The sequence below is a fragment of the Nostoc sp. 'Peltigera membranacea cyanobiont' 213 genome (assembly GCF_002245975.1).
In the GTDB taxonomy this organism is placed as follows: Bacteria; Cyanobacteriota; Cyanobacteriia; order Cyanobacteriales; family Nostocaceae; genus Nostoc.
Window position 1 is genome coordinate 21,887 of sequence record NZ_NOLI01000061.1, and the last position, 22,445, is coordinate 44,331.

The 22,445-nt window shown below is 41.6% G+C and carries 16 protein-coding genes and 1 pseudogene; 7 read left to right on the top strand and 10 right to left on the bottom strand.

What is annotated here, in order from left to right:
- Positions 1 to 12: 12 nt before the first annotated feature.
- Positions 13 to 1,377, bottom strand: coding sequence for a tRNA (N6-isopentenyl adenosine(37)-C2)-methylthiotransferase MiaB (gene miaB / locus CDG77_RS17745; protein ID WP_094330667.1), 1,365 nt, complete (start codon positions 1,375 to 1,377; stop codon positions 13 to 15).
- 392 nt (positions 1,378 to 1,769) lie between these two features.
- On the opposite strand from miaB, the gene CDG77_RS17750 reads away from it, so the two are divergent.
- Together CDG77_RS17750 and CDG77_RS17755 are read left to right on the top strand one after the other, a co-directional pair.
- Positions 1,770 to 2,423, top strand: a complete 654-nt coding sequence (locus CDG77_RS17750) for an RNA ligase family protein (RefSeq protein ID WP_094330668.1) — start codon at positions 1,770 to 1,772, stop codon at positions 2,421 to 2,423.
- 574 nt (positions 2,424 to 2,997) lie between these two features.
- Entirely contained in the window at positions 2,998 to 4,095 is a 1,098-nt protein-coding gene (locus CDG77_RS17755) for an alkene reductase (protein WP_094330669.1), read from the top strand.
- 19 nt (positions 4,096 to 4,114) lie between these two features.
- On the opposite strand, the pseudogene CDG77_RS17760 reads toward CDG77_RS17755, so the two are convergent.
- The 4 genes and pseudogenes from CDG77_RS17760 to CDG77_RS17775 form a co-directional block, all read right to left on the bottom strand.
- Positions 4,115 to 4,388: pseudogene (locus CDG77_RS17760) on the bottom strand (hypothetical protein); the annotation flags it as partial.
- Between the two features lie 60 nt (positions 4,389 to 4,448).
- On the bottom strand, positions 4,449 to 4,736 hold the full coding sequence (locus CDG77_RS17765) for a TRADD-N-associated membrane domain-containing protein (RefSeq protein ID WP_094330670.1): 288 nt from the start codon (positions 4,734 to 4,736) through the stop codon (positions 4,449 to 4,451).
- A gap of 357 nt (positions 4,737 to 5,093) precedes the next feature.
- Positions 5,094 to 5,336, bottom strand: coding sequence for a hypothetical protein (locus CDG77_RS17770; RefSeq protein ID WP_094330671.1), 243 nt, complete (start codon positions 5,334 to 5,336; stop codon positions 5,094 to 5,096).
- Positions 5,337 to 5,553: 217 nt separating this feature from the next.
- On the bottom strand, positions 5,554 to 5,844 hold the full coding sequence (locus CDG77_RS17775) for a hypothetical protein (protein ID WP_181154266.1): 291 nt from the start codon (positions 5,842 to 5,844) through the stop codon (positions 5,554 to 5,556).
- Between the two features lie 484 nt (positions 5,845 to 6,328).
- Here CDG77_RS17775 and CDG77_RS17780 point away from each other — a divergent pair, with 484 nt between their 5' ends.
- On the top strand, positions 6,329 to 9,847 hold the full coding sequence (locus tag CDG77_RS17780; RefSeq protein WP_094330672.1) for an NB-ARC domain-containing protein: 3,519 nt from the start codon (positions 6,329 to 6,331) through the stop codon (positions 9,845 to 9,847).
- Positions 9,840 to 10,583 (top strand): gamma-glutamyl-gamma-aminobutyrate hydrolase family protein, encoded by a 744-nt coding sequence (locus CDG77_RS17785; protein ID WP_094330673.1) that lies wholly within the window; start codon positions 9,840 to 9,842, stop codon positions 10,581 to 10,583. Before CDG77_RS17780 ends, CDG77_RS17785 begins: the two co-directional genes overlap by 8 nt.
- A 92-nt stretch (positions 10,584 to 10,675) precedes the next feature.
- On the opposite strand, the gene CDG77_RS17790 is transcribed toward CDG77_RS17785, so the two are convergent.
- The 4 genes from CDG77_RS17790 to CDG77_RS17805 all read right to left on the bottom strand — a co-directional run bounded on the left by CDG77_RS17790 (position 10,676) and on the right by CDG77_RS17805 (position 15,841).
- Complete coding sequence (locus CDG77_RS17790) at positions 10,676 to 11,419, bottom strand: hypothetical protein (RefSeq protein WP_094330674.1); 744 nt, start codon at positions 11,417 to 11,419, stop codon at positions 10,676 to 10,678.
- A gap of 205 nt (positions 11,420 to 11,624) precedes the next feature.
- Positions 11,625 to 12,260, bottom strand: a complete 636-nt coding sequence (locus CDG77_RS17795; RefSeq protein ID WP_094330675.1) for an acetoacetate decarboxylase family protein — start codon at positions 12,258 to 12,260, stop codon at positions 11,625 to 11,627.
- Between the two features lie 428 nt (positions 12,261 to 12,688).
- A complete protein-coding gene (gene dnaK, locus CDG77_RS17800; protein WP_094330676.1) occupies positions 12,689 to 14,596 on the bottom strand; it encodes a molecular chaperone DnaK in 1,908 nt (635 codons plus the stop codon).
- Positions 14,597 to 15,019: 423 nt separating this feature from the next.
- The gene (locus CDG77_RS17805; RefSeq protein ID WP_094330677.1) at positions 15,020 to 15,841 is read right to left on the bottom strand and encodes an SDR family oxidoreductase; all 822 of its coding nucleotides are present in this window, start codon (positions 15,839 to 15,841) and stop codon (positions 15,020 to 15,022) included.
- A 253-nt stretch (positions 15,842 to 16,094) separates the two neighbouring features.
- Here CDG77_RS17805 and CDG77_RS17810 point away from each other — a divergent pair, with 253 nt between their 5' ends.
- From CDG77_RS17810 to CDG77_RS17820, 3 genes are all read left to right on the top strand, one after another.
- A complete protein-coding gene (locus CDG77_RS17810; RefSeq protein WP_094330678.1) occupies positions 16,095 to 17,804 on the top strand; it encodes a sensor histidine kinase in 1,710 nt (569 codons plus the stop codon).
- Between the two features lie 200 nt (positions 17,805 to 18,004).
- Positions 18,005 to 19,486, top strand: coding sequence for a sensor histidine kinase (locus tag CDG77_RS17815; RefSeq protein WP_094330679.1), 1,482 nt, complete (start codon positions 18,005 to 18,007; stop codon positions 19,484 to 19,486).
- Between the two features lie 494 nt (positions 19,487 to 19,980).
- A complete protein-coding gene (locus CDG77_RS17820) occupies positions 19,981 to 20,649 on the top strand; it encodes an AIM24 family protein (protein ID WP_094330680.1) in 669 nt (222 codons plus the stop codon).
- 208 nt (positions 20,650 to 20,857) lie between these two features.
- Here CDG77_RS17820 and CDG77_RS17825 read toward each other — a convergent pair whose 3' ends face one another.
- Entirely contained in the window at positions 20,858 to 22,321 is a 1,464-nt protein-coding gene (locus CDG77_RS17825) for a DICT sensory domain-containing protein (RefSeq protein WP_094330681.1), read from the bottom strand.
- Positions 22,322 to 22,445: the final 124 nt, after the last annotated feature.

A 22,445-nucleotide genomic window follows, 5' to 3' on the forward strand; every position in this document is an offset into this window, starting at 1 on the left:
GTAGCCTCACGATTAAACTGGCATGACTTCTCGCACTTCAACTGGTTCACCTGTCAAGCTAAAAGGGCGAACTTCAGTAATTTTTACTTTTACTAACTGCCCTTTCAATTCTTTAATGTCACCACTGAAAAATGTCAACCGATTACCATCAGTGCGTCCCATCACCTGGGTTTGATCTTTGGGGTTTTGGTCTTCTACTAAAACGGATTCGATGCGTCCAAAGTAACGTTGCGATCGCTCTGCTACTTTCAAGTTTCCCAAATGATTGAGCCGTTGGAGGCGATCGCTTTTAATTTCTTCACTTAGTTGATTGTTCCACAAAGCGGCAGGTGTCCCTGGACGCGGCGAATATGCTGCTGTATTCAACATATCAAAACCAATATCTTCCACCAGTTTCAGGGTATTTTCAAACTGTGCTTCTGTCTCCCCAGGAAAACCAACAATCGCATCAGCACTAACGGAGGCATCTGGCATATATCGCCGAATGGTATCGATAATCCGCCGATATTTCTCATGGGTATAACCGCGCGACATCGCCTTTAAAAGTTCATTATCCCCAGATTGAAAGGGAATGTGGAAGTGTTTGCAGACTTTGGGCAACTCAGCACAAGCCTTAATCAATCTCTCTGTAAAATAACGGGGGTGGCTAGTAGCAAATCTTAATCTTTCAATCCCTGGCACATCATGGACGTAATAAAGTAAATCTGTGAAGTTGTTCAGATGCCTACCTTCTGGCGTTGTTCCTGGCAAATCTCTGCCGTAAGCATCAATATTTTGACCGAGTAGAGTAATTTCCTTGTAACCTTGCCGTCCTAATTCTGACATTTCAGCGCGTATGGCTGACGGTATGCGAGATTGTTCGATACCGCGCACATTGGGAACCACGCAGTAGGTGCAGCGTTCGTTACAGCCGTAAATTACATTTACCCAAGCTGTTACCTTACTATCCCGTCGCGGTTGGGTGATATCTTCAATAATGTGAACCGACTCGGTTGCTACAACTTGGTTGCCATTAAACACCGACTCCAGCAAATCTTTAAGGCGGTTGGCATGTTGTGGCCCCATTACCAAGTCTAATTCTGGAACTCGTCGCAACAGCGCTTCGCCTTCTTGCTGGGCAACACAACCAGCAACAATCAGCGTTAAATCAGGTTGCTCATGCTTGCGCTTCGCCTGTCTGCCAAGATAGGAATATACCTTTTGCTCGGCATTATCTCGAATTGTGCAGGTATTGTAGAGAATCACATCTGCATTATTCGGGTCTTCAGACCATTCAAAGCCCATATCTTCCAAAACGCCAGCCATGCGCTCTGAGTCAGCTTTATTCATCTGACAACCGAAAGTAGTGATGTGGTAGTGGCGTTTAGAAGTGGTCATGGTCAATTCTGCTTAATTAGCTAATGTATATAAGGTTTATTTCTATTCTATAACGCTCTTAGAAGGATGTTTTAAAAGTCCTTGTCGGTATCAAAATGTGGCAACCAGTGACTCAGACACGCATTAAGAGAAGGCAAAATGGCGGCGATATTCTCACAAAAGACTTGGAGATGTCATTAGACATCTCCTAAAATAGTCAAAGCCTTTGTGTGGCTAGAATGTAGTCCTTAACCGGTTTGCCTCTTGAGGATTCTTCTCAATGTAATTCAGTATCTCACTCATACTTTAGTGTCAAAAAACTTCCCACGATCTTCTTTTACCACAAAATATACTATTTTGGATATGTCTAATAGGTTCTATAATGCAAGCGTTACAGACCTCTTTTGATCGCAATGACACGAGTGCAACTTGTTTATCCAAAAATTCCAGATAGCAAAAATTGTCCTTGGGAACGCTGCATAGCTTTTGAGAAATATGATGGTACAAATCTTCACTGGGTTTGGGAATTGGAACTTGGGTGGTATGCCTTTGGTACGCGTCGGGATCGGTTTGATTTAGATGATATGGGAATTGCACAATTCAACAAAGCGCATCCAGGTTTAGAAGAAGCTCCTGAGATTTTTAACAGAGACTTTGCTAATCCTTTACAAAGAGTATTTCAAGAAAATTTAAATTATCACTCGCCGGAAATTACAGTATTTACAGAGTTTTTTGGGACTAACTCCTTTGCCGGGATGCATCGAAAGGATGACCCAAAACAACTAATTCTCTTTGATGTACAAACTGATAAATGTATTATTGCTCCCGAACGATTTCTCCGAGATTTTAATTACCTAAACATTGCCCAGGTTATTTATCGCGGTAAGCTAACAGGTCAATTTATTGATGATATTCGAGAAGGAAAATATGGTGTATCAGAAGGTGTTATTTGTAAAGGAGGTGGCAGCGATAGTAATAACCTATGGATGGTGAAAATTAAAACATCTGCTTATATGAAAAAATTACAGCAAGCTTTTAAGGATGATTGGAAGACATATTGGGAATAAAGCAAATTGCACTATCCATTTTCCCTATTCGGACAACGGTGAATTTCTATTGCTTCCGTCCGTATGCATACCCTGTTCCTTTCCTCCTCTGCACCCAAGAGCCTCAATAATTTTCCTTATCAAGGATGCCATTTGGTTCAGAGTCAATTTCACAATCTTGATTTATGTAAAAAATTTTTCTTGCGGAACCGAATGCCGTGTTTTAGCCTAGTCATCGCCCACAACTCACACAGCCAAATCGTGGGCTTGTAGCAACGGATAAGAAATAATTATGCCGCAGGAGGATATAAGTAGAACAGGGTAAATAATTAAAGGTTTGTAGTGAGAACTTTAGTTCTCAAATCAGGACTAAAGTCCTTGCTACGAACTGATTTTCGCTAAAATTACATTACTTTACATAGTTTGTTTTTTTCAAGTCGTTCTACTTATGAGGCAATTAATAATTAAGAACTATTTGTCAGCATTCCGAATTCAGTTATCTTGAAATTATCTGTAGGGCAGTATTTTGAGGTTGTTGATGGGACGTAGTTTACTGCCGCACGTATTGCACTGGTTCTAGAAGAGGAAAATACCAATGCCAGAAAAATCAGGACTGTTCACACCATTTAGACTAGGTTCGCTCGATCTGACCAACCGCATCATCATGTCTCCCATGTCCCGTCTCCGAGCTACTACTGACTGTGTACCTACCCCGATAATGGTCGAATACTACACCCAAAGAGCTTCGGCGGGACTTATTATTACCGAAGGAACGCATCCTTCTCCAATGGGGCGCGGTTACACAACCTGTCCTGGGCTGCACAACCAGGAGCAGGTTGGAGGCTGGCGAAAAGTGACAGATGCAGTTCATGCTGCTGGAGGTCGGATATTTGTGCAACTGATGCACGCTGGACGGGTGTCACACTCTTCCCTATTACCTAACCACGCCCGACCAATCGCACCTTCGGCTATCCCGGTGGTGTCCGAAGAAGTTCATGTTTGGGATGGCAAAGTCCCTTTCGAGATACCCCGTGCGTTAGAGTTGTCCGAAATACCCGAAATAGTAGAGGAATACCGCAGAGCGGCGGAACTTTCTATTGAAGCAGGTTTTGATGGTGTGGAACTTCATGCAGCAACTGGATACCTACCCAACCAGTTCCAAGTCAGTGGCTCCAACCAACGCACCGATGCCTATGGTGGCACATTGGAGAATCGAACTCGCTTTACGCTCGAAGTGGTCAATGCTCTCTGTAGAGTTCGGGGAGCAGAGCGGATTGGAGTCAAGATCGCCCCTGGCTTCACAGTCAACGACACATTCGATGACAATCCTGCTGAAACTTACACTTATGTTGCAAAAGCACTTAGTCCACTCGGTTTGGCATACTTGCACGTTGGGTATAACCAAGGTTATGCCAGAGGAACTGCACCGAACTTCAACCCTATCGATCTCCTCCGTACCGTTTATCAAGGAACACTGCTGGCTGTGGGTGGTTTTGACCGACAACAGGGTGATGAAGCAATTACAAACGGGCGGGCTGATGCCATAGTTTTCGGGCGACCATTCATCTCTAACCCTGACTTAGTGGAGCGGCTACGACTCAATGCCCCTCTAAGCGAAGGTGATGTCAGGACGTTCTATGGTGGTAGTGAACATGGTTACACAGACTATCCAACTCTGTTGCAACTCCATTGAACAGTATGTCTGGATTCATGGTTAATTCCGCCAAATAATCTGATTTAATCACTTTGTACTCTTGGGCAATCATTCCAAAAGTCCTGCCAACTACACCCAGGTTTAGCTAACACTGCCCTAATGTCACTAACCGCTTGGGTATTTCTAATTGCTCGGCTCGATTGCGATCGCAATTGGTGTCGGTTCGCTTCCCAAGATTATCGCCGCAGCTTCGAGTGCCTGGGTATTGTTCATCGCGCTGGCGAGATTCTTCAATCCATGCCCATGAGTCGTAAGCATTCTTGGGCATTTTCTGATCGCAAAAAGGGAATGGTATAGTTGCAGAGAGGAAGTCAATCCCATCATTTTAGCAGTTAATTTTTTTCGTTCTTTATTTCTGCTAAAATTTTGTCAAGTCTATCGTTTGCGTCCTTAGCAAGTTGAATGCAACGTACACTTGAAACCAAACCTCCAGCAGCAGCAACAGTTCCTTCTGGAATTTTATTTGACAAAATTAGCCCAGCCCCTACAAAGCCAATAAAGAAAGATACTGTGGTGGCAATCAAGGACAGGTTAAAACTGTAACGTGCTTGGCGCAAGCGTTCTTGGGTAATGAACAGTTTGATTGTGGAATGATCTCTAGGAGTTGGTTCGTTATTCATGGATTATGCAGAGGATTTAAATTTCATACTTCCGATCCGTTTGGTTTCATCAACCGCACCCTCAATATTCAGCATCTGGCAATACATAACTTGGCTACGACCTTAAAATCTTAAGATTCAATACTTCTGCTTCTAGTTCATAGTAATGCCAATCAAACTAATAGTTTTGGCCTCCTAGTGCGTCGCAATACATTTCAGTCAAAGTCAAGGATATTGTAGGTTGGATAGAGCGGAGTGCAAAACATTAAGCTTCGCATAAGTGGAATTTTATTGCTCAATTCAACCTACATGGATATTGATTTTTAGCCTTAACTGAACGGTATTGAATCATTAGCCATCTATGAGATGCCGCTCAATTTATTTTTTTAGTAAAGACTCAATAATTATGGCGGTGGCAAACAAACATATTAGAATAATAGTCAATTTTGCCAACAAGTCTGCAATCACAGGTAACAGCATTTGAGTCACACCCCCTAATCCCAAAATACCAGAAATAACAAAGGTAATCGCCAAGCCAAATACAAACAGTAGCAAGTATTTTAAAAATCTTGAAGCTAACCGAAATAAGAAGTTGTTTTTGTTTTCTTGTTGAGTTTTCATAGTTATGCTCTCCAAAAATTTGCTAACTTTTTCTATCAATCAATCACCCCTGAAAATATAAGGCAGGAAAAGTTTATCTAACTTTTCCTGCCTTGTAAAAATCACATTTATCATGGCTAGGGGTTGTACATTTTTGACTGTATTTTCTTCGTCTTGCTATTGGTTAGTCGTCACAACTATACCTACGCTTTACTTAATTTTTGAGAAGAATATCTAATTATTCAGTTTTTTGCTGATACTTATTCAATTGTGTTAGGATTTGGAATTCACTTGTAGCGTAATTAGATTTCTTCTCGTCCATCAACCAATTCTGTAAATCCTCGTTATTGATGACATATCGATAGTGGGTAGAACCCATGATAGTCACCACAATTTGACCACGCTTAATTCGTTCGCTTTTTACTTCTATGTGACCGAATCCAGTCTCATGCCAACAAGTAAGAAGAATTACCAGCAGCCGAGTCACAATTCTGTCAACTTCATTCGCTTCGCTAGTTTCTCTGGGCATAATTACGCAACCTTATGCTATACCAGTGCTAGACTCTCAGTTAAAAATTACAAATGTGTCAACCGTTCAATTGCTAAAAAGAAAGGTGTCACCTTTGCGAACAGGAATCTACCAGGGGATTTGCTTACATGATTGAGTGAGCAGTTTTTAATTGTGTTTTTTCAGGAACTAAGTGTCGTAATCTGTGACAACTATCTCATGTATAGAACTATCTCATACCGATCCGATTACTGTCAAGCAGTTAAGTGATAAATTTTATTTGTATGGCTGGAGTCAAATACGTGAGTAGAGTGTAGATTACTCAAAGCTCTTTGGTTAAAGGCTCCTTAGCAATCAGCACGTTACTATATTCCACATTCCCCATCAATTGAGGATCTCAAAAAATCAAGATTTCCGTACAAGTGACAAGTGTCACAAAAGCTTTTAGATTGTAAGCTATTCTTAGTCACTAAATCGGATGTTAGGTGGAAAGCCGCCAAACGATATGAATCAACAACAGTTGAATGAAACCTTCGATAAACTAACGCCACGTCGCCAAGAGGTGTTGCGTTTAGTTTTGGCTGGGGAGTTAGACGAAGCGATCGCTCAAGTTCTGGTTATTCAGCCAGCGACAGTCAGAAAGTACCTAGAAAGACTATATAGAGCATTTGATGTCACTAAAAAATCCGAATTAGTCACATTATTTGCTAAATACAAACCAGAACTCATTAATGGAACCTCCGATCGGATAGTTCCTGTGGCTGAGAAAAGCTCCTCCAACAGCAAACAAGATTTAGGAGAAGCACCGGATACTGTCACTTTTTACGGACGTACCGAGGAATTAGCTACTCTCCGACAATGGATCGTCAACGAACGGTGTCGGATTGTGGGGTTGCTGGGAATGGGTGGACTGGGAAAAACCGCTTTATCCGTGAAATTAGCGGCACAATTAAAATCAGATTTTGATTATATTATCTGGCGTAGTCTCCGGGAGGCTCCCAAGTTAGAGACAATACTGAATGGGATCATTAAATTTTTGTCGAATCAAGAAGAAATTAATCCTACAGGTAATATTCATGAAAAAATCACCCAGCTGCTGGAACACTTAAGGTCTTCCCGTTGTTTATTAATTTTAGATAATTTTGAATCAATTCTGGCAGATGGCTCCTATGGAGAACAATACCGTGATGAATATCAAGACTATAGTATTTTAATTCAGCGGATCGGGGAATTACATCACCAAAGTTGTTTAGTATTTACAAGTCGGATCAAACCGAAAAAAATTGCTATGCAAGAAGGTGAAAATTTGCTAATTTCTTATTTACCACTCCAAGGTTTAAAAGATTTAGAAGTAATGAAAATCTTGGAAAATAAGAAACTTACTGGTACAGACCAGGAAATGCAAAAGCTAGTAAGATTATACAGTGGTAATCCTTTAGCCTTAAAAATAGTCTCTACTTTTATTCAAGATTTATTTAGCGGGAATGTTTCGGAATTTTTATCTCAAGAAATTACCTTGACACCATTTGTAGGGATAGAAAGTTTATTAGAGCAGCAATTTACCCATCTGACAGAATTAGAACAAGAAATTATGTACTGGTTGGCAATTAATCGAGAGCCAGTATCTGCTTTGGAGTTATTTGAGGATATTACCGAAAAACCAATATACTTTGATGTAATTAATGCCTTAGAAAACCTGAAACGATACTCATTAATTGAAGCCGTTGATGGTAAATTTACGCTACAAAATGTCGTATTGGAATATATGACAGGTATTCTGATTCGGCAGGTAAGTAAAGAGCTAAATTCTGGACAGACGCAATTTTTTAATAGATTTGCCTTAGCCAAAGCTACTGCTCAAGACTATGTAAGAAATAGCCAGATGCAATTAATTATTAAACCAATTGCTAAAAATATTAATGACTTAGATACAAAACTAGTTAAATTTTTGGAGGAGCAAAAGCAAAAAATTATAGATTTACCAAAAGGATATCTTGTGGGTAATATTTTAGATTTATTACGCTATCATAACTACAATTTATCTGGGCTTGATTTATCCAATTTCACGGTATGGCAGGTATATTTAAGAGGAGCCGATTTACGTGATGTAAAATTTGTTAATGCAGATTTAAACAAAACACGGTTTACAGAGTCCTTTGGGATTGTTTTAGCAGTGGCGTATAACTCGAAAAAATCGATGATTGCCTTGGGTGATACTAAAAGTGAAATTCGCCTTAGAGATGCTAAAGGTCATCAACTTTTAACTTTAGAAGGGCATACAAATTGGATTAGATCGGTGGCTTTTAGTCCTGATGGAGAAATCTTAGTAAGTGGTAGTGACGATAAAACCGTCAGATTATGGAATACCACAACTGGTCAATTTTTGAGATCGTTACAAGGACATAAAGAAAGAGTCTGGTCAGTAGCATTTAGCCCAGATGGAAAAACAGTAGCTAGTAGTAGCGAAGATAAAACAGTTAGATTATGGAATGTTCATACTGCTGAATGCTGGAAAATTCTCGAAAAACATACTCATTGGGTACGTGAAGTTGCTTTTAGTCCTGATGGCAAAATTTTAGCTAGTGGTAGTAGTGACAGGACAGTAATTTTGTGGGATGCACACACAGGAAATTACATAAGAACTCTGGAAGGACAACATACAGCGCGGGTACGTACAGTTGCCTTTAGTTCTGATGGTAAGATTTTAGCCAGTGGTAGTGATGACCATACCGTTAGGCTCTGGGATATTCATAGCGGCAAGTATCTCCAAACTTTAACAGGACATAGGCAAAGAGTGCGATCGCTAGCATTTAGCCCACAACCAAATTCTCGCATTTTGGCTAGTGCCAGTGAAGACCATAAGGTAATTTTGTGGGATATTGATGCTAAAAAACGCTACCGGACTTTATCAGAACATACAGAAAAAGTTTGGTCTGTTACCTTTACCGATCCTGAAGGTAAAACTTTAATCAGTAGTAGCGATGACAAAACTGTGAAATTTTGGGATACTCATACAGGTGAATGTCTCAAAACTCTTCAAGGTTACACAGATTGGGCTTGGTCTTTAGTTTTTCATCCCAGTAGTAACATCTTAATTAGTGGCAATGACGATAAAACTATTAAACTCTGGAACTTAGATACAGGTGAAAGTAAATCTTTGGCAGGGCATACCAATAGAATACGCGCAGTTGCCTTGAGTCCTGACGGTAGTATGATTGCCAGTGGTAGTGACGACCAAACTATCAGATTATGGGATACTCAAACTGGTCAACATCGCAAAACTTTAGTAGACCATTGCGATCGCATTTTGACTGTGGATTTTAGTCCAGATGGTCGTTATTTAGCCAGTGGTGGCGATGACAAAATATTAAGAATATGGAATATTCATTCAGGTGAATATCGCCAAACTCAAGAGAATCATAAAAACTGGCTCTGGTCTGTAACTTTTAGTCCAGATAGCAGCATCTTAGCTAGTGGTAGCGAAGACTGCACAATCAAATTGTGGGATGTAGATACAGGTAAATGCCTTAAAACTCTCTTTGGTCATGATGGATGGGTGCGGTCTGTACGTTTTAGTCCAGATGGTAATACCCTTGTGAGTGGTAGCGAAGACCACACAGTTAAGCTCTGGGATGTAACTACAGGTAAGTGTATCCAAACCTTGAAAGGAGAAACTGGTTGGGTGCGGACTGTGGCTTTTAGCCCTAAAGGTCGTTTTGTGGCAAGTGCAGGGGGAAACCCAATCATTGAAATTTGGGATATCAAAACCGCTAAACTCTACCAAACTTTGACCGGACATCAAGAAAGAATCTGGTCTATAGTCTTTAGTGCTGATGGTCAAACTCTTGCTAGTAGTAGTGAAGATGGCACTATTATACTTTGGGATACAAAAACAGGAGAGTTGAAAAAAACACTCAGGTCTCCCAGACTGTGTGAAGGGATGGATATCACAGGTGCAGTGAATCTCACAGAAGCTCAAATTAAAACTTTAAAAACCCTAGGAGCAAAGAAAAACGATGAGTAGAAGGTCTCGAAAGGCGTTGATTGGCATTACAACCTACGGTCGGCAAGAAGCATTACCGTTTTCTTTGCCAAGTGTTTATATAGATGCAGTCCGCGCCGCTGGTGGTACTCCCATATTATTACCACCAGGTGAAACTGACCCGGCGATATTATTAGAGCCTTTGGATGGTTTAATCATGTCCGGTGGTGGAGATATTAATCCTGTGTGGTATGAAGGTTTAGATCATCCCAGCATTTATTCTATAGATAGCGATCGCGATGCTTTTGAATTGCAATTAGCCAAATATGCTATGCAACATCATTTACCTGTGTTAGGTATCTGTCGAGGTTTACAAATTCTCATCGTTGCTTCTGGCGGTACTCTCATTCCCCACGTCCCAGAGGTTTATGGTAATTCAGTATTACATCGGATAGATCCTGAACCTGGAAAGCGTTTACCCACAGAACATTTAGTCCAAATAAATGGAGAAAGCCGTCTAGCTAATATTGTTCAGAATACTCACATATCGGTAGTTTCTTGGCATCACCAAGCAGTACACAAAGTCCCAGATGGTTGGCGTGTTGTAGCCCATGCCTCAGAAGATGGGGTAATTGAAGCAGTGGAACACGAACATCACCCTTGGGCAATTGGTGTGCAATGGCATCCAGAGCTTTCAGTTAACGATCCCCATCATGAAAGAATTTTCCAAGCTTTTGTTCAAGCCACATATATTGAACAAAATTTATTAGCAGCGTAAAAGGAATTAAAGATTGGGGAAGGTGGGCCCCCTCTGGGGATAAGGGAATTGGGTGAAAATTTCCCTCATCTCCTTCATCCCCCAAGTGAGAATTACAGTAAAATGCGCGGATGAGGATGAATGTCTTGCAATAAATTATCTAATCCAGACCAAAATTGATCTAACGCTATAGCCATCATATTTGCTCCCTCAATAGTGGGAGTAAATAATTGTGGTGATTTCTTGAGAGTAATCTTGGTCAATTCTATTGCTTCTTGAGCGTGTCTTTCTTCAACACCTTGGTCAAAACATTCAGTAAAATATGGCTCTTGTTTAATAAATGGAAAACAATCAGCTAGCGCATTCATTAATGCTTGCATCCAATCATAAGCAAACATTTCAACCACACAAAAAGGGCCTAGAGACTGTGGATAAATATTCTGCACTAAAGATACAAAATTTGCAGTAGTAGGGTCTAAATATTTTTGTAATTCATCTAAACTGCCAAACTCTTCATCTGGGATAGTCAATTTTGCTCCCAAATTAGCAAAAGCTTGACTTAATTGATAATGGTGAATCCCGCCATTTTGCCAACTATCATCGTCACTAATAATTCTGAGCTTCCGCTCTCTGAGCGCAGGACTATTTAAGTGCGGTATAAAGTAAACCATGACACGAGTCGCATGGCAGGCTGCTTGGTATCTGAGGTAAATTTCTCCTAATAAATCGGGAGAACGAAGTTGTTCTGGTGGTAACAGAGCTAGACGAGAGAAAAAAGGATGTTTGGATGGCAGATATGCTTGGTAAAGCTCATCTAAAACATCTTGAAATATTTGTTCAATATTTTGAGTTTGCATAAGTAGGAAGGCGTAAATAATTAAAGGTTTGTAGTGAGGACTAAGAATTTATTAATCTTTAAAGTAATTAAGGGAAAAATATACTCTAACACTAGAGTATAAAATACTATTAGGATTTGGGTCAGGGCGATTTTTGGGGTCAAATTGTTCAGTAAAACAAAGCGATTGTGCCTCGCGATCGCAATTGTTTTTAGTCTAAAAATGCCTAGACGCGCATCAACCCCACGACTTTGGGCGCAGCAACTCGCAAACTCATTTGCTCGCAACGCACAGTTAACCAAGGCTGACCTAAACCTATGCCAGAAAAAGGACTTTCGGTGGGGATTTCAAGGTTAGAACCAATCAAACCCAATACAGACTCAAATTTAGTAGGGAATATCAGCAAATCAGCACCCTTGATGCTGAAACAAGAGGCACTTAATCCCTGTCTCCATGCCAAACTTTGTCGATTATACTTAAAACTACACAGCTTCTGGTTTCCCCGATCTACAGTCACATGCTCTCCTTGCTCCCAGGTAAACTCAGCTATTTCCTTTGGTAGTCCCCAAATTTCTCGACCGCCAGCCACCGAATCAGCATTATCTACATAAATGTGAGAAATCCAACCGCCGATTTTTCTCTGGTAATTAACCAAAGCTGGGGCAATAATTAACTCACTATACTCCAGTGCCGAGCCTGACCCATAATTAGATAAATACACGCTAGCGAGAGTTTTTCCAGGACATACAGAAATAATTTCTAACTCCAAGGGAATCAAAGGGCGTACTAGGTCAATATTTACCAAATGCAGAGTTTGAATAGCGTAGCCTTTAAGTATCCAAGGTGCTTGTGGATATGGCATAAGGGTGTTAGGAGTTGAGAGTGAGAAGTTATATCATATCCGGCAAATTACTTGTGATATGTCATTGCTTCCTTCCACTTCGTACCCTTCTCCTCGGAGACGCTACGCGAACGGGAACGTCAAGGGCGAACGCAATGACAATTGTTTAAGCGGACATGATATTAGGAATAAAGTTAAGAATTAAGATCAAGAATTGGCAATATTGTTTGTCCTAATTCCCGTTTCCAACTAATCCGATTTAACCCAATCGGTAGGGAGTTCGTCTAGGAACCTTTACCCTTCAACGATCCTAAAACCTAGATAACATCATATTTTAGCGGAGATGCTGGTTCTTAACTACCAATAACAAAAAAATTCCCACCCAGGCATTTACCTGGATGGGTAATATAATACGGGACAAAATAATCTTCCCGAAAGAAGTAGGGAAATTATTTGCTCTCTGTAAAATCAGCGTCAATCACATCGTCGCCGCTACCAGAGCCAGAAGAGGTGGAACCACCATCTTGAGGTTCAGCACCAGGTGCAGCACCCGCACCAGCTTGTTGATAGATGTTGCTACCAACGGCGAATAGAGCTTGTTGCAATTCTGGAGTGAGCTTTTTGATTTGCTCATCGTCTTCTTTAGCAACTGCTTCCCGCAGTTCTTTCACCAAACCTTCGACTTTGGTTTTGTCAGCATCGGGAACTTTATCGCCCAATTCTTGTAGCTGCTTTTCAGCTTGGTATGCTAAGGAGTCAGCTTGGTTCTTGCGTTCAATCTTCTCACGCTTGTCTTTGTCAGATGAAGCGTTTTGTTCAGCTTCTCTTACCATCCGGTCAACGTCAGTTTTATCCAGGGTGGAAGCGCCAGTTATGCTGATGGACTGTTCTTTACCAGTACCTTTGTCCTTAGCGGTGACGTTAAGGATACCGTTAGCGTCAATATCGAACACCACTTCAATTTGAGGAACGCCACGCGGTGCAGGAGGAATACCATCTAGGCGGAAGGTTCCCAAACTCTTGTTGTCGTTAGAAAATTCGCGTTCACCTTGAAGGACGTGAATTTCTACGTTGGTTTGACCATCCACTGCGGTGGAGAAGACTTCCGATTTCTTGGTGGGGATTGTTGTGTTGCGGGGGATAATTTTCGTCATCACGCCGCCCAATGTTTCAACACCCAAAGAAAGCGGTGATACATCTAACAGCAAGATGCCAGTGACTTCATTATTCAATACACCTGCTTGAATCGCTGCACCAATTGCTACGACTTCATCAGGGTTAACGCTTTGGTTAGGGTCTTTACCCAATACCTGCTTCACAATCTGGTGGACTGCGGGAATCCGGGTAGAACCACCAACTAATACCACTTCATCAATATCGCCTTTGGTTAACTTGGCATCCCGGAGAGCGTTTTCTACAGGGATACGGCAACGGTCGATTAAGTCAGAACAAAGTTCTTCAAATGTGGCACGAGTCAGGGTTGTATCCAGGTGCTTGGGGCCATCCTGGGTAGCGGTGATAAATGGTAGGTTAATTTCTGCTTGGGTAACGCTAGAAAGCTCAATTTTGGCTTTTTCTGCGGCTTCAGTCAGACGTTGTAAAGCTTGTTTGTCTTTGCGTAGTTCAATGCCTTCGGCTTTCTTGAACTTTTCAGCTAAGAAGTCAACTATTTTTTTATCAAAGTCGTCACCACCAAGGTGTGTATCCCCAGATGTGGCTAGTACTTCAAAAACTCCATCTCCTACTTCCAGCACGGATACGTCGAAGGTACCACCACCAAGGTCAAAGACGAGAATGGTTTCGTTACTCTTCTTGTCAAACCCATAAGCTAGAGAAGCAGCAGTCGGCTCGTTGATAATCCGCAGAACTTCAATGCCGGCAATTTTCCCAGCGTCTTTTGTCGCTTGCCGTTGGGAGTCGTTAAAGTATGCGGGAACAGTGATTACAGCTTGGGTTACAGTTTCACCCAAGTATTTGCTGGCATCTTCAACTAGTTTGCGAAGAACCTTTGCAGAAATTTCTTCAGGAGCAAACGGTTTACCAGCTATCGGACAATCTAATTTGACATTGCCGTTGCTGCTGAGAACTTTGTAAGAAACTTCAGTTGCTTCGTTACTTACTTCATCGTAGCGGCGACCGATAAAGCGTTTGACTGAGTAAAACGTATTTTCGGGGTTCATCACCGCTTGGCGTTTGGCGATTTGGCCAACCAAGTTGTCGCCATTTTTCGCAAATGCCACTACTGATGGCGTTGTCCGAAAACCTTCAGCATTAGCAATTACTGTAGGTTTACCACCTTCCATCACTGCCACGCAGGAGTTCGTTGTTCCTAAGTCAATTCCAACTACTTTTGCCATTTTAGGTGCTGGCTCCGTATAACTACAAATGAATGAATGAGAATAAAAAGGACTAAATTTTGAACCAACAGGTCAATAAATCAGCCAATTCAGCATGAATACCTTTGATTTGGCTTTCCTGGGGTTAAAACTCCAGACTATGCTGATATATATACTGAAGCTTAGTGGTAGCCAGTCCATGAAGGGTGGTTTCCCGAACCTTGCTTGGGACGGTTAAACTAACTAAATTGTGTTTTTAGTTGGTTCATGGATCAATTTGCCTTCACTCTGTCTAATGTATGAGAATTAATACTTTCAGTAATTAGGGTGAACCGTAACGTCAGAGTGGTGTTTGCCGTCTTTAGAGGTAATAAACTACAGAAGTACTGAGAATTGGGGATTGGAAATTGGGGATTGGATAAAATATGACTCAGCACTTAGCAGTTACTCAAGTCGAGAGAAAAGAGTTTCCCAATCAATTACAGGGGGTCTTTGTCCCTGGTTGACTAGTTCAAAAATTTTTCTGGAAGTACTTGGCTGAAAAAGGCATTCCACGCAAGCGTTTGCTACATCAATGCGGCTGGTATCACCAGAAAGTGTATCCCCAGTGCCTACGACCACACCGTATTTACCCCCTGTTTTTGCCTTTAGCAGTGTGTTGAGGTCGTATGAGGTATAGGGCCCGTCAATCAAGCGTCCTGGACGGATGATGGTGTAGGGTAATCCTGAATTAATAATGGATTCCTCGCCCTTTTGTTTGGCATCCAAGACACCAAAAGCATTAAGAATACTAAAAGGAAACTGATTTTTACGGAGAATTCCACAGGAAGAGACGAAAACGAATCGCTTCAAATTTCTGGGTGCTGCTGTAACTAGGTTGCTGACACCTTGGGCATCAACTTTAGCCGGACTATTCTTTGCTTTTGCTTCGCTAGATTTAGGGTTAAGGAAAGTGATTCCCCATTCAAGCAAGTTTGGGGTTTGGTCAAACTCCCATCGCGCAGAGGGAAAGGCGGTGGTTCCAGCACAACTGATGATGTGGGTAACATTTTGCGTTGCAGCTGGGAGTGTAGCTGGCTGACGGATGTCACCAATGGCAATTTCCACTCTTTGGTTAAACATTTCTTTAGCTTTTGCGGCATTGCGTGTCAGAACGCGAACTTTCCAACCCTTGTCCAGGAGTTTGCCTACTACCAGTTGCCCTACTCCACCAGTAGCACCAGCTACTAGTACCAAATTTTCGACTGAAGTTTCAAAAGAAGTCATAAATTGCCTTTGAGATAGTCTATTTTTAATCTACTCAAAAAATGCGATCGCGTTGGCGCAGCCTCTCGTAGAAAAGCAAAGCTTGCCGTACTCCTACGGGGAAGCAAGCTATGCGAAGTGTGCCAAGATAGACCGAGCTTAAAGATTTGCCTAATAGCAGTTGATTTTGTAGCTTTCAGGCACACATGTGGGAATTTTAAAATCAGGGCAAACTCCCCAAAACTTGGCCCGCACTTGAGGTTTCGAGCAAGGAATGAAAATTAGTCAAAAATTAATTGCGGGTATTTTAGGAATGGCTACTCTCTCAGTAATTGTTGGTGCGATTAGCGCTCATCAACAATTGAAAATAGCTAAGTACCTTGCTCAACAAGAGGCCGAAGAGGTTGCTGGACTACTGGGATATTTTGTAAGTCATGAGCTTGAATACCACGAAATGCGATCGCGTAAGGAAATGCTAGCCCACTTACAAGAGCATGTTCAATCGCTACACAAGCAACGTCAGCGCGATCTGGAGATTGTCGACCGCAATAAAATAATTTTGGCAGATGTCGTTGCAGAAGATATCGGTACGCGATTAGATCGCGATCGCAATAATGAAGTTGGTAAAACTATTCAAGATGATATACCCAGAATATATATTGAGGTCAGTCCTGAGTACCCACAGGGCATTCAATTGATTGCTGTTGCTTTTAAGACTAGCAAAGGTGAAACAATTGGTGCAGTCATTCTGGAATATACACCGCTTTATAAAGCAGCACTAGCAACAGCCGAAAAAAATATTGTTGTGACATCGGTTATCAGTTTGGCTTGTGGCATCCTGGCATTATTAGCAGGCTATTTGATATCTATAAGTATCTCAAAACCGATTAAACAACTCCAGCAAGCTTTGCTATATCTGGCTGAAGGGAAGCTGGATACGAGAGTTAGTATTCACTCTCAGGACGAAATTGGCGAGTTAGCTACCTCGTTGAACAAAATGGCGGACGATTTGCAACATTCCAGAGATAAGTTAGTCAATGCTAACGAACAATTACGAGATGAAATTACCGATCGCCAGCAGGCAGAAGTAGAACTTCAGCAAGCTCTGAAAGACCTGCAAAAAACCCAAATCCAATTAATTCAATCTGAAAAGATGTCCAGTCTGGGTCAACTAGTTGCGGGAGTTGCCCATGAAATCAACAATCCGGTTAATTTTATCTACGGCAACCTCGAATACGCTGATGATTACACTCAACAGATGTTGCTGTTAATTAAGCTTTATCAAAAATACTACCCCTATCCAGAGCCAGAAATTCAAAATGCTAACCAACTGACCGATATTGATTACCTAACAGAAGATTTGCCTAAGATATTAACCTCAATGAAAATGGGGGCTAAACGCATCCGAGAAATTGTTCTCAGTCTCCGAATCTTCTCTCGTTTGGATGAAGCTGAGTTCAAAACAGCCGATCTGCATGAAGGAATTGAAAGTACTCTGCTAATTTTGCAACACCGACTCAAGGCACAAAATAATCGTCCTCAAATTCAAGTGGTCAAAGAATATGGCGAAATGCCTAAAATTCAGTGTTTTGCAGGGCAAATGAATCAGGTATTTATGAACCTTTTGGCAAATGCAATCGATGCTTTAGAAGAGGCTTTCCAAAAAGAACTTTGTCCAAATCCCTTGATTCGCATTTCTTCTCAACAGGTAAATGAATTAGCCGTGATTCGGATTGTTGATAATGGATTAGGAATTCCAGAAGTCATCCAGTCGCGCTTATTTGACCCTTTTTTCACTACGAAAACAGTTGGTAAGGGGACTGGTATGGGATTATCGATCAGCTACCAGATAATTGCTGAAAAGCATGGTGGATCTTTAAAATGTATTTCATCACCAGGACAGGGTGCAGAGTTTGCGATCGCAATCCCGATTCGAGCCGGCAAATCAGCACAATATCAATCTGCGATCGCGACGATCGGGTAACAGGGTAAATATAAGGGTTTTTGAAAAATAAGTGCGTAGGCGTAGCCCGTTGTAGACATCGCCATATAGGGGAAATTGCGCCCGAATTGTTCGGTTCTACCACTTTCAATAGTACACAAATGGCTATAACCTCGTAGGTAGTAGTGAAATTTCTACCTTAAGACGCTGTTAGTCGCTCTTGAATTAGGGGGTGAAAACCTGTGTACGAATGGATATTGCCAAGTCTAAACGAAATCTTAACTGAAAATCAATCAAGTGTGACTGAATGTTCGCCTGGTAAAGCAGAGCGGCAGTGGCGTGTCAGCCTAGCTGCGACAGAACATTTGCTATTAAATACTTTAGCAGGTACTTCAGTTGATACAACCCAAGGATTAGTTTTAGCTGCACCCGCACCCTTATTTAGTCAGCCAAAACTGACTCAAAGCTTAGAAACAGTAACTTTTACGGCAAAACCATTTAATCCCTTGGCACTGATGCCATTTCAGATGCCAGATAAGATGCCTGGGTTGGACTACGCCAACGCATCTATAAATGAAGAGGTCGCTCCTCATGAATCAGTACTTCCCTTATTACCTGCCGATCCGCTAGGGACAGAGCAGTTTTGCTTAGTTTTTACAGATAAATTTAGATTAGTCCTGGTTTTAGCAACCCACAAAAACGGTAAAAAAACCTTTTCATTTTCTTTTGAGCCAGAAGTAGTACAGCAAGCTTGGCGATCGCTAGGAACCAGGGTAATGCTGGCTAATCCAGAATTTTTTGCCCATCTAGATGCATTAGTAGAACAGTATTCCCCGGTAGCACCAGACTACCGCATCATGAATCAGTTTAGTCAGTTGTTGCTTCAGGAATTAACAGAAGCAGAAGAGACTAGGGAGTGGGGAATAGGAACTAGGGACAAAGAAGACAAAGAGAATAACCCATGTTCAATGTCCAATGCCCAATCCAAAAATCCTGATGTAGAATTGCTTCAAGCTTTCGCTCACGAAGTCCGCACACCTTTAACAACGATTCGCACGATGACCCGTCTGTTGCTGAAGCGGCAAGACTTAGATCGCAGCGTGGTCGATCGCTTAAAAGTTATCGATCATGAGTGTACTGAGCAAATAGACCGCATGGAGTTGCTATTTAAGGCAGCAGAACTAGAAACTACAGCCTCTACAAAATCGTCAAAAACTCAACTCACACCGATGTCTTTAGATCAAGTGTTGCAGCAAAGCATTCCCCGATGGGAACAAGCAGCACATCGGCGGAACTTAACTTTAAATGTTGTTTTACCCCAGCAACTACCAACTGTGGTCAGCAATCCCATGATGTTAGATCAGGTACTCACTGGTTTGATAGAGAATTTCACTCGCAGCTTACCTTCTGGTAGCCATATTCAAGTACAAGTTATCCCGGCTGGAGATCAACTGAAGTTACAATTATCCCCCCAATTTGGGTGCAAAGATTCGAGTAAAGCCGCTACACCTGCAACGCCACCAATTCGCAAAGCCCTTGGTCAATTGCTGATGTTCCAACCAGAAACGGGTACGATTAGTTTGAATATCGCCGCGACTAAGCATTTGTTTCAGGCGATCGGTGGAAAATTGATTGTCCGCCAGCGTCCACACTATGGGGAAGTCTTGACGATTTTCCTTCCCTTGGAAGTTAGCAATCAACATAAATCAGGAGCAAAAATCTAGGAGTGAAGATTCATAAACTATTTTTTTAAATTATAAATATTCACCTAAACTAACGTGAGTTTAAAAGACTTCTCCTTGCTTTGAACTAAATTTCAAAGCAAGGAGAAGTCTTTTTATGCGGGTAAAACATAATCCATCGAACTCAGATGAAATTAAACAGTAATTAAAACCTCGTACAGACCCAAAATCGTTGGAGATCCCCCTAAATCCCCCGATAAATTGGGGGACTTTAAGAGACTTTTGCCCCCCAATTTATCGGGGGGTTGGGGGGATCAAAAGGCTCTGGGGCAACTATAAGACTTGTGTGTACACCGTTGCTTACTAAAGGGAGGGGAGACAAACCATAGCTTTGGCGAGGTGGGGGTTCTTCGGGTCTAATAAACAATCAGGCGGACATAATATAACTTGCCATCTTTAAAAATAGATGCCAAAAATGTATATAAATTCTGGCTAAGAGCTAAGTATACATTTGGGAAAAAATCAACAGGAAAATTATGGCAAGTTTTGAAGTAATCGAACGAGAAAGCTTACGTTTAGTCAAGGTAACTTTGCAAAACGAAACAGTAAAGACTGAATCTGGTGCTATGTACTATATACGCGGCAACATTCAGATGCAATCTAAACCTCCTTCAGCAGGCGGATTTTTAAAATCCTTAGCGACAGGAGAAAACATTTTCCGTCCTACATATACAGGTACGGGTGAATTATATTTAGAGCCGTCTTTAGCGGGATATCACATTCTAGAATTAGACGGTAGTGAATGGATTTTAGATAGTGGCGCTTATTGGGCTAGTGATGGCGCTGTAGAAATAGGAATTGAACGAAACAAGTTTTTATCAGGCTTAATTGGTGGCGAGGGCTTGTTTCAAACAAAAGTCAAAGGCAGGGGTAAAGTGGTAATGGTAGCACAAGGTCCTGTAGAAGTAATAAATTTACAAAATGACCGATTAGTTGTCGATGGAAATTTCGCTATTGCTCGCACAAGTACTGTACAATATCGCGTTGAAAAAGCTACCAAATCTCTTTTAGGCTCGATGACTTCTGGAGAGTTTCTTGTCAATAGTTTTGAAGGAACAGGGACTGTATTGCTTGCTCCCATACCTTATTGGCAAGTCATGATGCTCCGCCAAATTACCGCCGTAATCCCAAAAACTTCTAGCTAATAATTATTGGTAAGCAGGGGAAAAGAAGGAATTAAAAACTAATTGTTCACAATAGAGATAATTAGCTAGTGACTAAATTTTAATTCCTTTTATTAACTTTATGAGCAAAATAGATTATGCCTAAATTTGTGATGCTTTTTTTGGTTAACTTTAAAAAAGGCAAGGTTGTATAGCACCACAAAGTTACTTAGGGGATAATCAAAACTCATCACTCCTTTTGGATTGCGATCGCTCTTGGGGTATTGTTAACAGTCGCCAGTTGTACTGTAAATGTGGAACCTTCATATAATTTACTTTTCACAGAAATAGATCCGCCACAGCGCAGCAGCAATTGCTGTACTATTGTCAACCCCAAACCAGCACCACCATAATCTTCAGTTGCTGCTGCACGCACCCGATAAAATCGGTCAAAGATTTTAGGAATCTCACTTTCGGCAATACCGATACCCGGATCGCGGAATTCTAATTGGACATAATCGCCTTGAAGACGGGCACGCACCCATACTTCACCGCCATTAGGAGTAAACTTAATGCTGTTGTGCAGCAGACTAATTACAATCTGCCTCAGCCCACCACTCACACACCAAATAGATGGGAGTTCAGTGGGTACGGTGTAGGCTAGCATAATCCCTTTTTCTTGGGCTAGAGGTTGGTAGGTACTGACTACTCCCGGTACAATATCTGAGAGCCGCACCGACTCTAAAGCCGTCCCCTCTAAATTACGTTCTAGTTGCAACAGTTCCAATAAACCAGTAATTAGGGAATTTTGCTGATCGCACTGGGTATTTAACATCTGTAAGTAACGTTGTCGCTGCGGGGGCTTGAGATTAGGAGAATTCAATAACGAAAGTGCTGTCTTCATGTGCGTCAGAGGTGTACGCAGTTCTTGACATAAATTCTTCAGATATTCATCTTGGAGTTGCTCCTTATCGTGCAGTTCTTGATTTAGCTGCTGCAACTTGGTAGTGCGGGCTGTGATGATTTGACGATTAATTTCATCCTGTCTTAGGAGTTGTTTGGCAAATAGTTGAGTCATTAGTGCGGCTTGGGGCACAGTTGGACAAATAAAATCAGCAGGTACAATTGGGGATGATTCTGGTGCAATTGCTTTTTGGATACCATCTAAAACTTGCTGAATTACTCTCCCCTCAACAGTTGTGATAATCAGTAATGGCTGATTTTTATTAGTATTTACCTTTGTGGATATCTGATTTTTGCGTTTTTTAAGTGGTCGATGAGCCAAAATTAAACTGCAAAACTGGGGCGATAAAACCATAAGAAAGTTTTCCCGTCGCAGTTGGCTATCTGGTGGCAGGTGAACGGTGACATGATGAGGAGATGAAGAAGACGAGGGAGATGAGGGAGTATTTTCTTCCCCTCCTCCTTCATCTTCCCCTGCTCTCCCTTTTCCGCTCTCCTCAATCTGGCAAGTATAGATGAGACTAGACGCACCCACTGAGGATTGATAACGTGCTAATTCTGATTGCCAAATTTTTTCTGGTGGTAGCTTCACCCATAAAGTGGCTGCAATTTGCTGCTCAATTAGTAAGTCAATTTGCGCTCTCACCAGTGATAGCAGAGTAGCAGGACTGAGGGACAATGGTTTTGGAGGCACTTGCACTCCCATAACCAGTTGATAAACAGACAGATCCTTAGCCAAAGAAACATTCATGAGTCAAGCATAAAAAGGATGAAGCAATAAATAATTCTGTCTTCGATTTTCACCTTTATGTGTGCATTTTTTACAAAATCCCCACGGAAAGAAACATTAACTGTAAAAAGGGGCAGGGGGCAGG

What these genes read in the sequence shown, in the direction of transcription:
- miaB (WP_094330667.1), bottom strand. Translation starts at nt 1,377, where the DNA reads ATGACCACTTCTAAACGCCACTACCACATCACTACTTTCGGTTGTCAG.
- CDG77_RS17750 (WP_094330668.1), top strand. Translation starts at nt 1,770, where the DNA reads ATGACACGAGTGCAACTTGTTTATCCAAAAATTCCAGATAGCAAAAAT.
- CDG77_RS17755 (WP_094330669.1), top strand. Translation starts at nt 2,998, where the DNA reads ATGCCAGAAAAATCAGGACTGTTCACACCATTTAGACTAGGTTCGCTC.
- CDG77_RS17765 (WP_094330670.1), bottom strand. Translation starts at nt 4,736, where the DNA reads ATGAATAACGAACCAACTCCTAGAGATCATTCCACAATCAAACTGTTC.
- CDG77_RS17770 (WP_094330671.1), bottom strand. Translation starts at nt 5,336, where the DNA reads ATGAAAACTCAACAAGAAAACAAAAACAACTTCTTATTTCGGTTAGCT.
- CDG77_RS17775 (WP_181154266.1), bottom strand. Translation starts at nt 5,844, where the DNA reads ATGCCCAGAGAAACTAGCGAAGCGAATGAAGTTGACAGAATTGTGACT.
- CDG77_RS17780 (WP_094330672.1), top strand. Translation starts at nt 6,329, where the DNA reads ATGAATCAACAACAGTTGAATGAAACCTTCGATAAACTAACGCCACGT.
- CDG77_RS17785 (WP_094330673.1), top strand. Translation starts at nt 9,840, where the DNA reads ATGAGTAGAAGGTCTCGAAAGGCGTTGATTGGCATTACAACCTACGGT.
- CDG77_RS17790 (WP_094330674.1), bottom strand. Translation starts at nt 11,419, where the DNA reads ATGCAAACTCAAAATATTGAACAAATATTTCAAGATGTTTTAGATGAG.
- CDG77_RS17795 (WP_094330675.1), bottom strand. Translation starts at nt 12,260, where the DNA reads ATGCCATATCCACAAGCACCTTGGATACTTAAAGGCTACGCTATTCAA.
- dnaK (WP_094330676.1), bottom strand. Translation starts at nt 14,596, where the DNA reads ATGGCAAAAGTAGTTGGAATTGACTTAGGAACAACGAACTCCTGCGTG.
- CDG77_RS17805 (WP_094330677.1), bottom strand. Translation starts at nt 15,841, where the DNA reads ATGACTTCTTTTGAAACTTCAGTCGAAAATTTGGTACTAGTAGCTGGT.
- CDG77_RS17810 (WP_094330678.1), top strand. Translation starts at nt 16,095, where the DNA reads ATGAAAATTAGTCAAAAATTAATTGCGGGTATTTTAGGAATGGCTACT.
- CDG77_RS17820 (WP_094330680.1), top strand. Translation starts at nt 19,981, where the DNA reads ATGGCAAGTTTTGAAGTAATCGAACGAGAAAGCTTACGTTTAGTCAAG.
- CDG77_RS17825 (WP_094330681.1), bottom strand. Translation starts at nt 22,321, where the DNA reads ATGAATGTTTCTTTGGCTAAGGATCTGTCTGTTTATCAACTGGTTATG.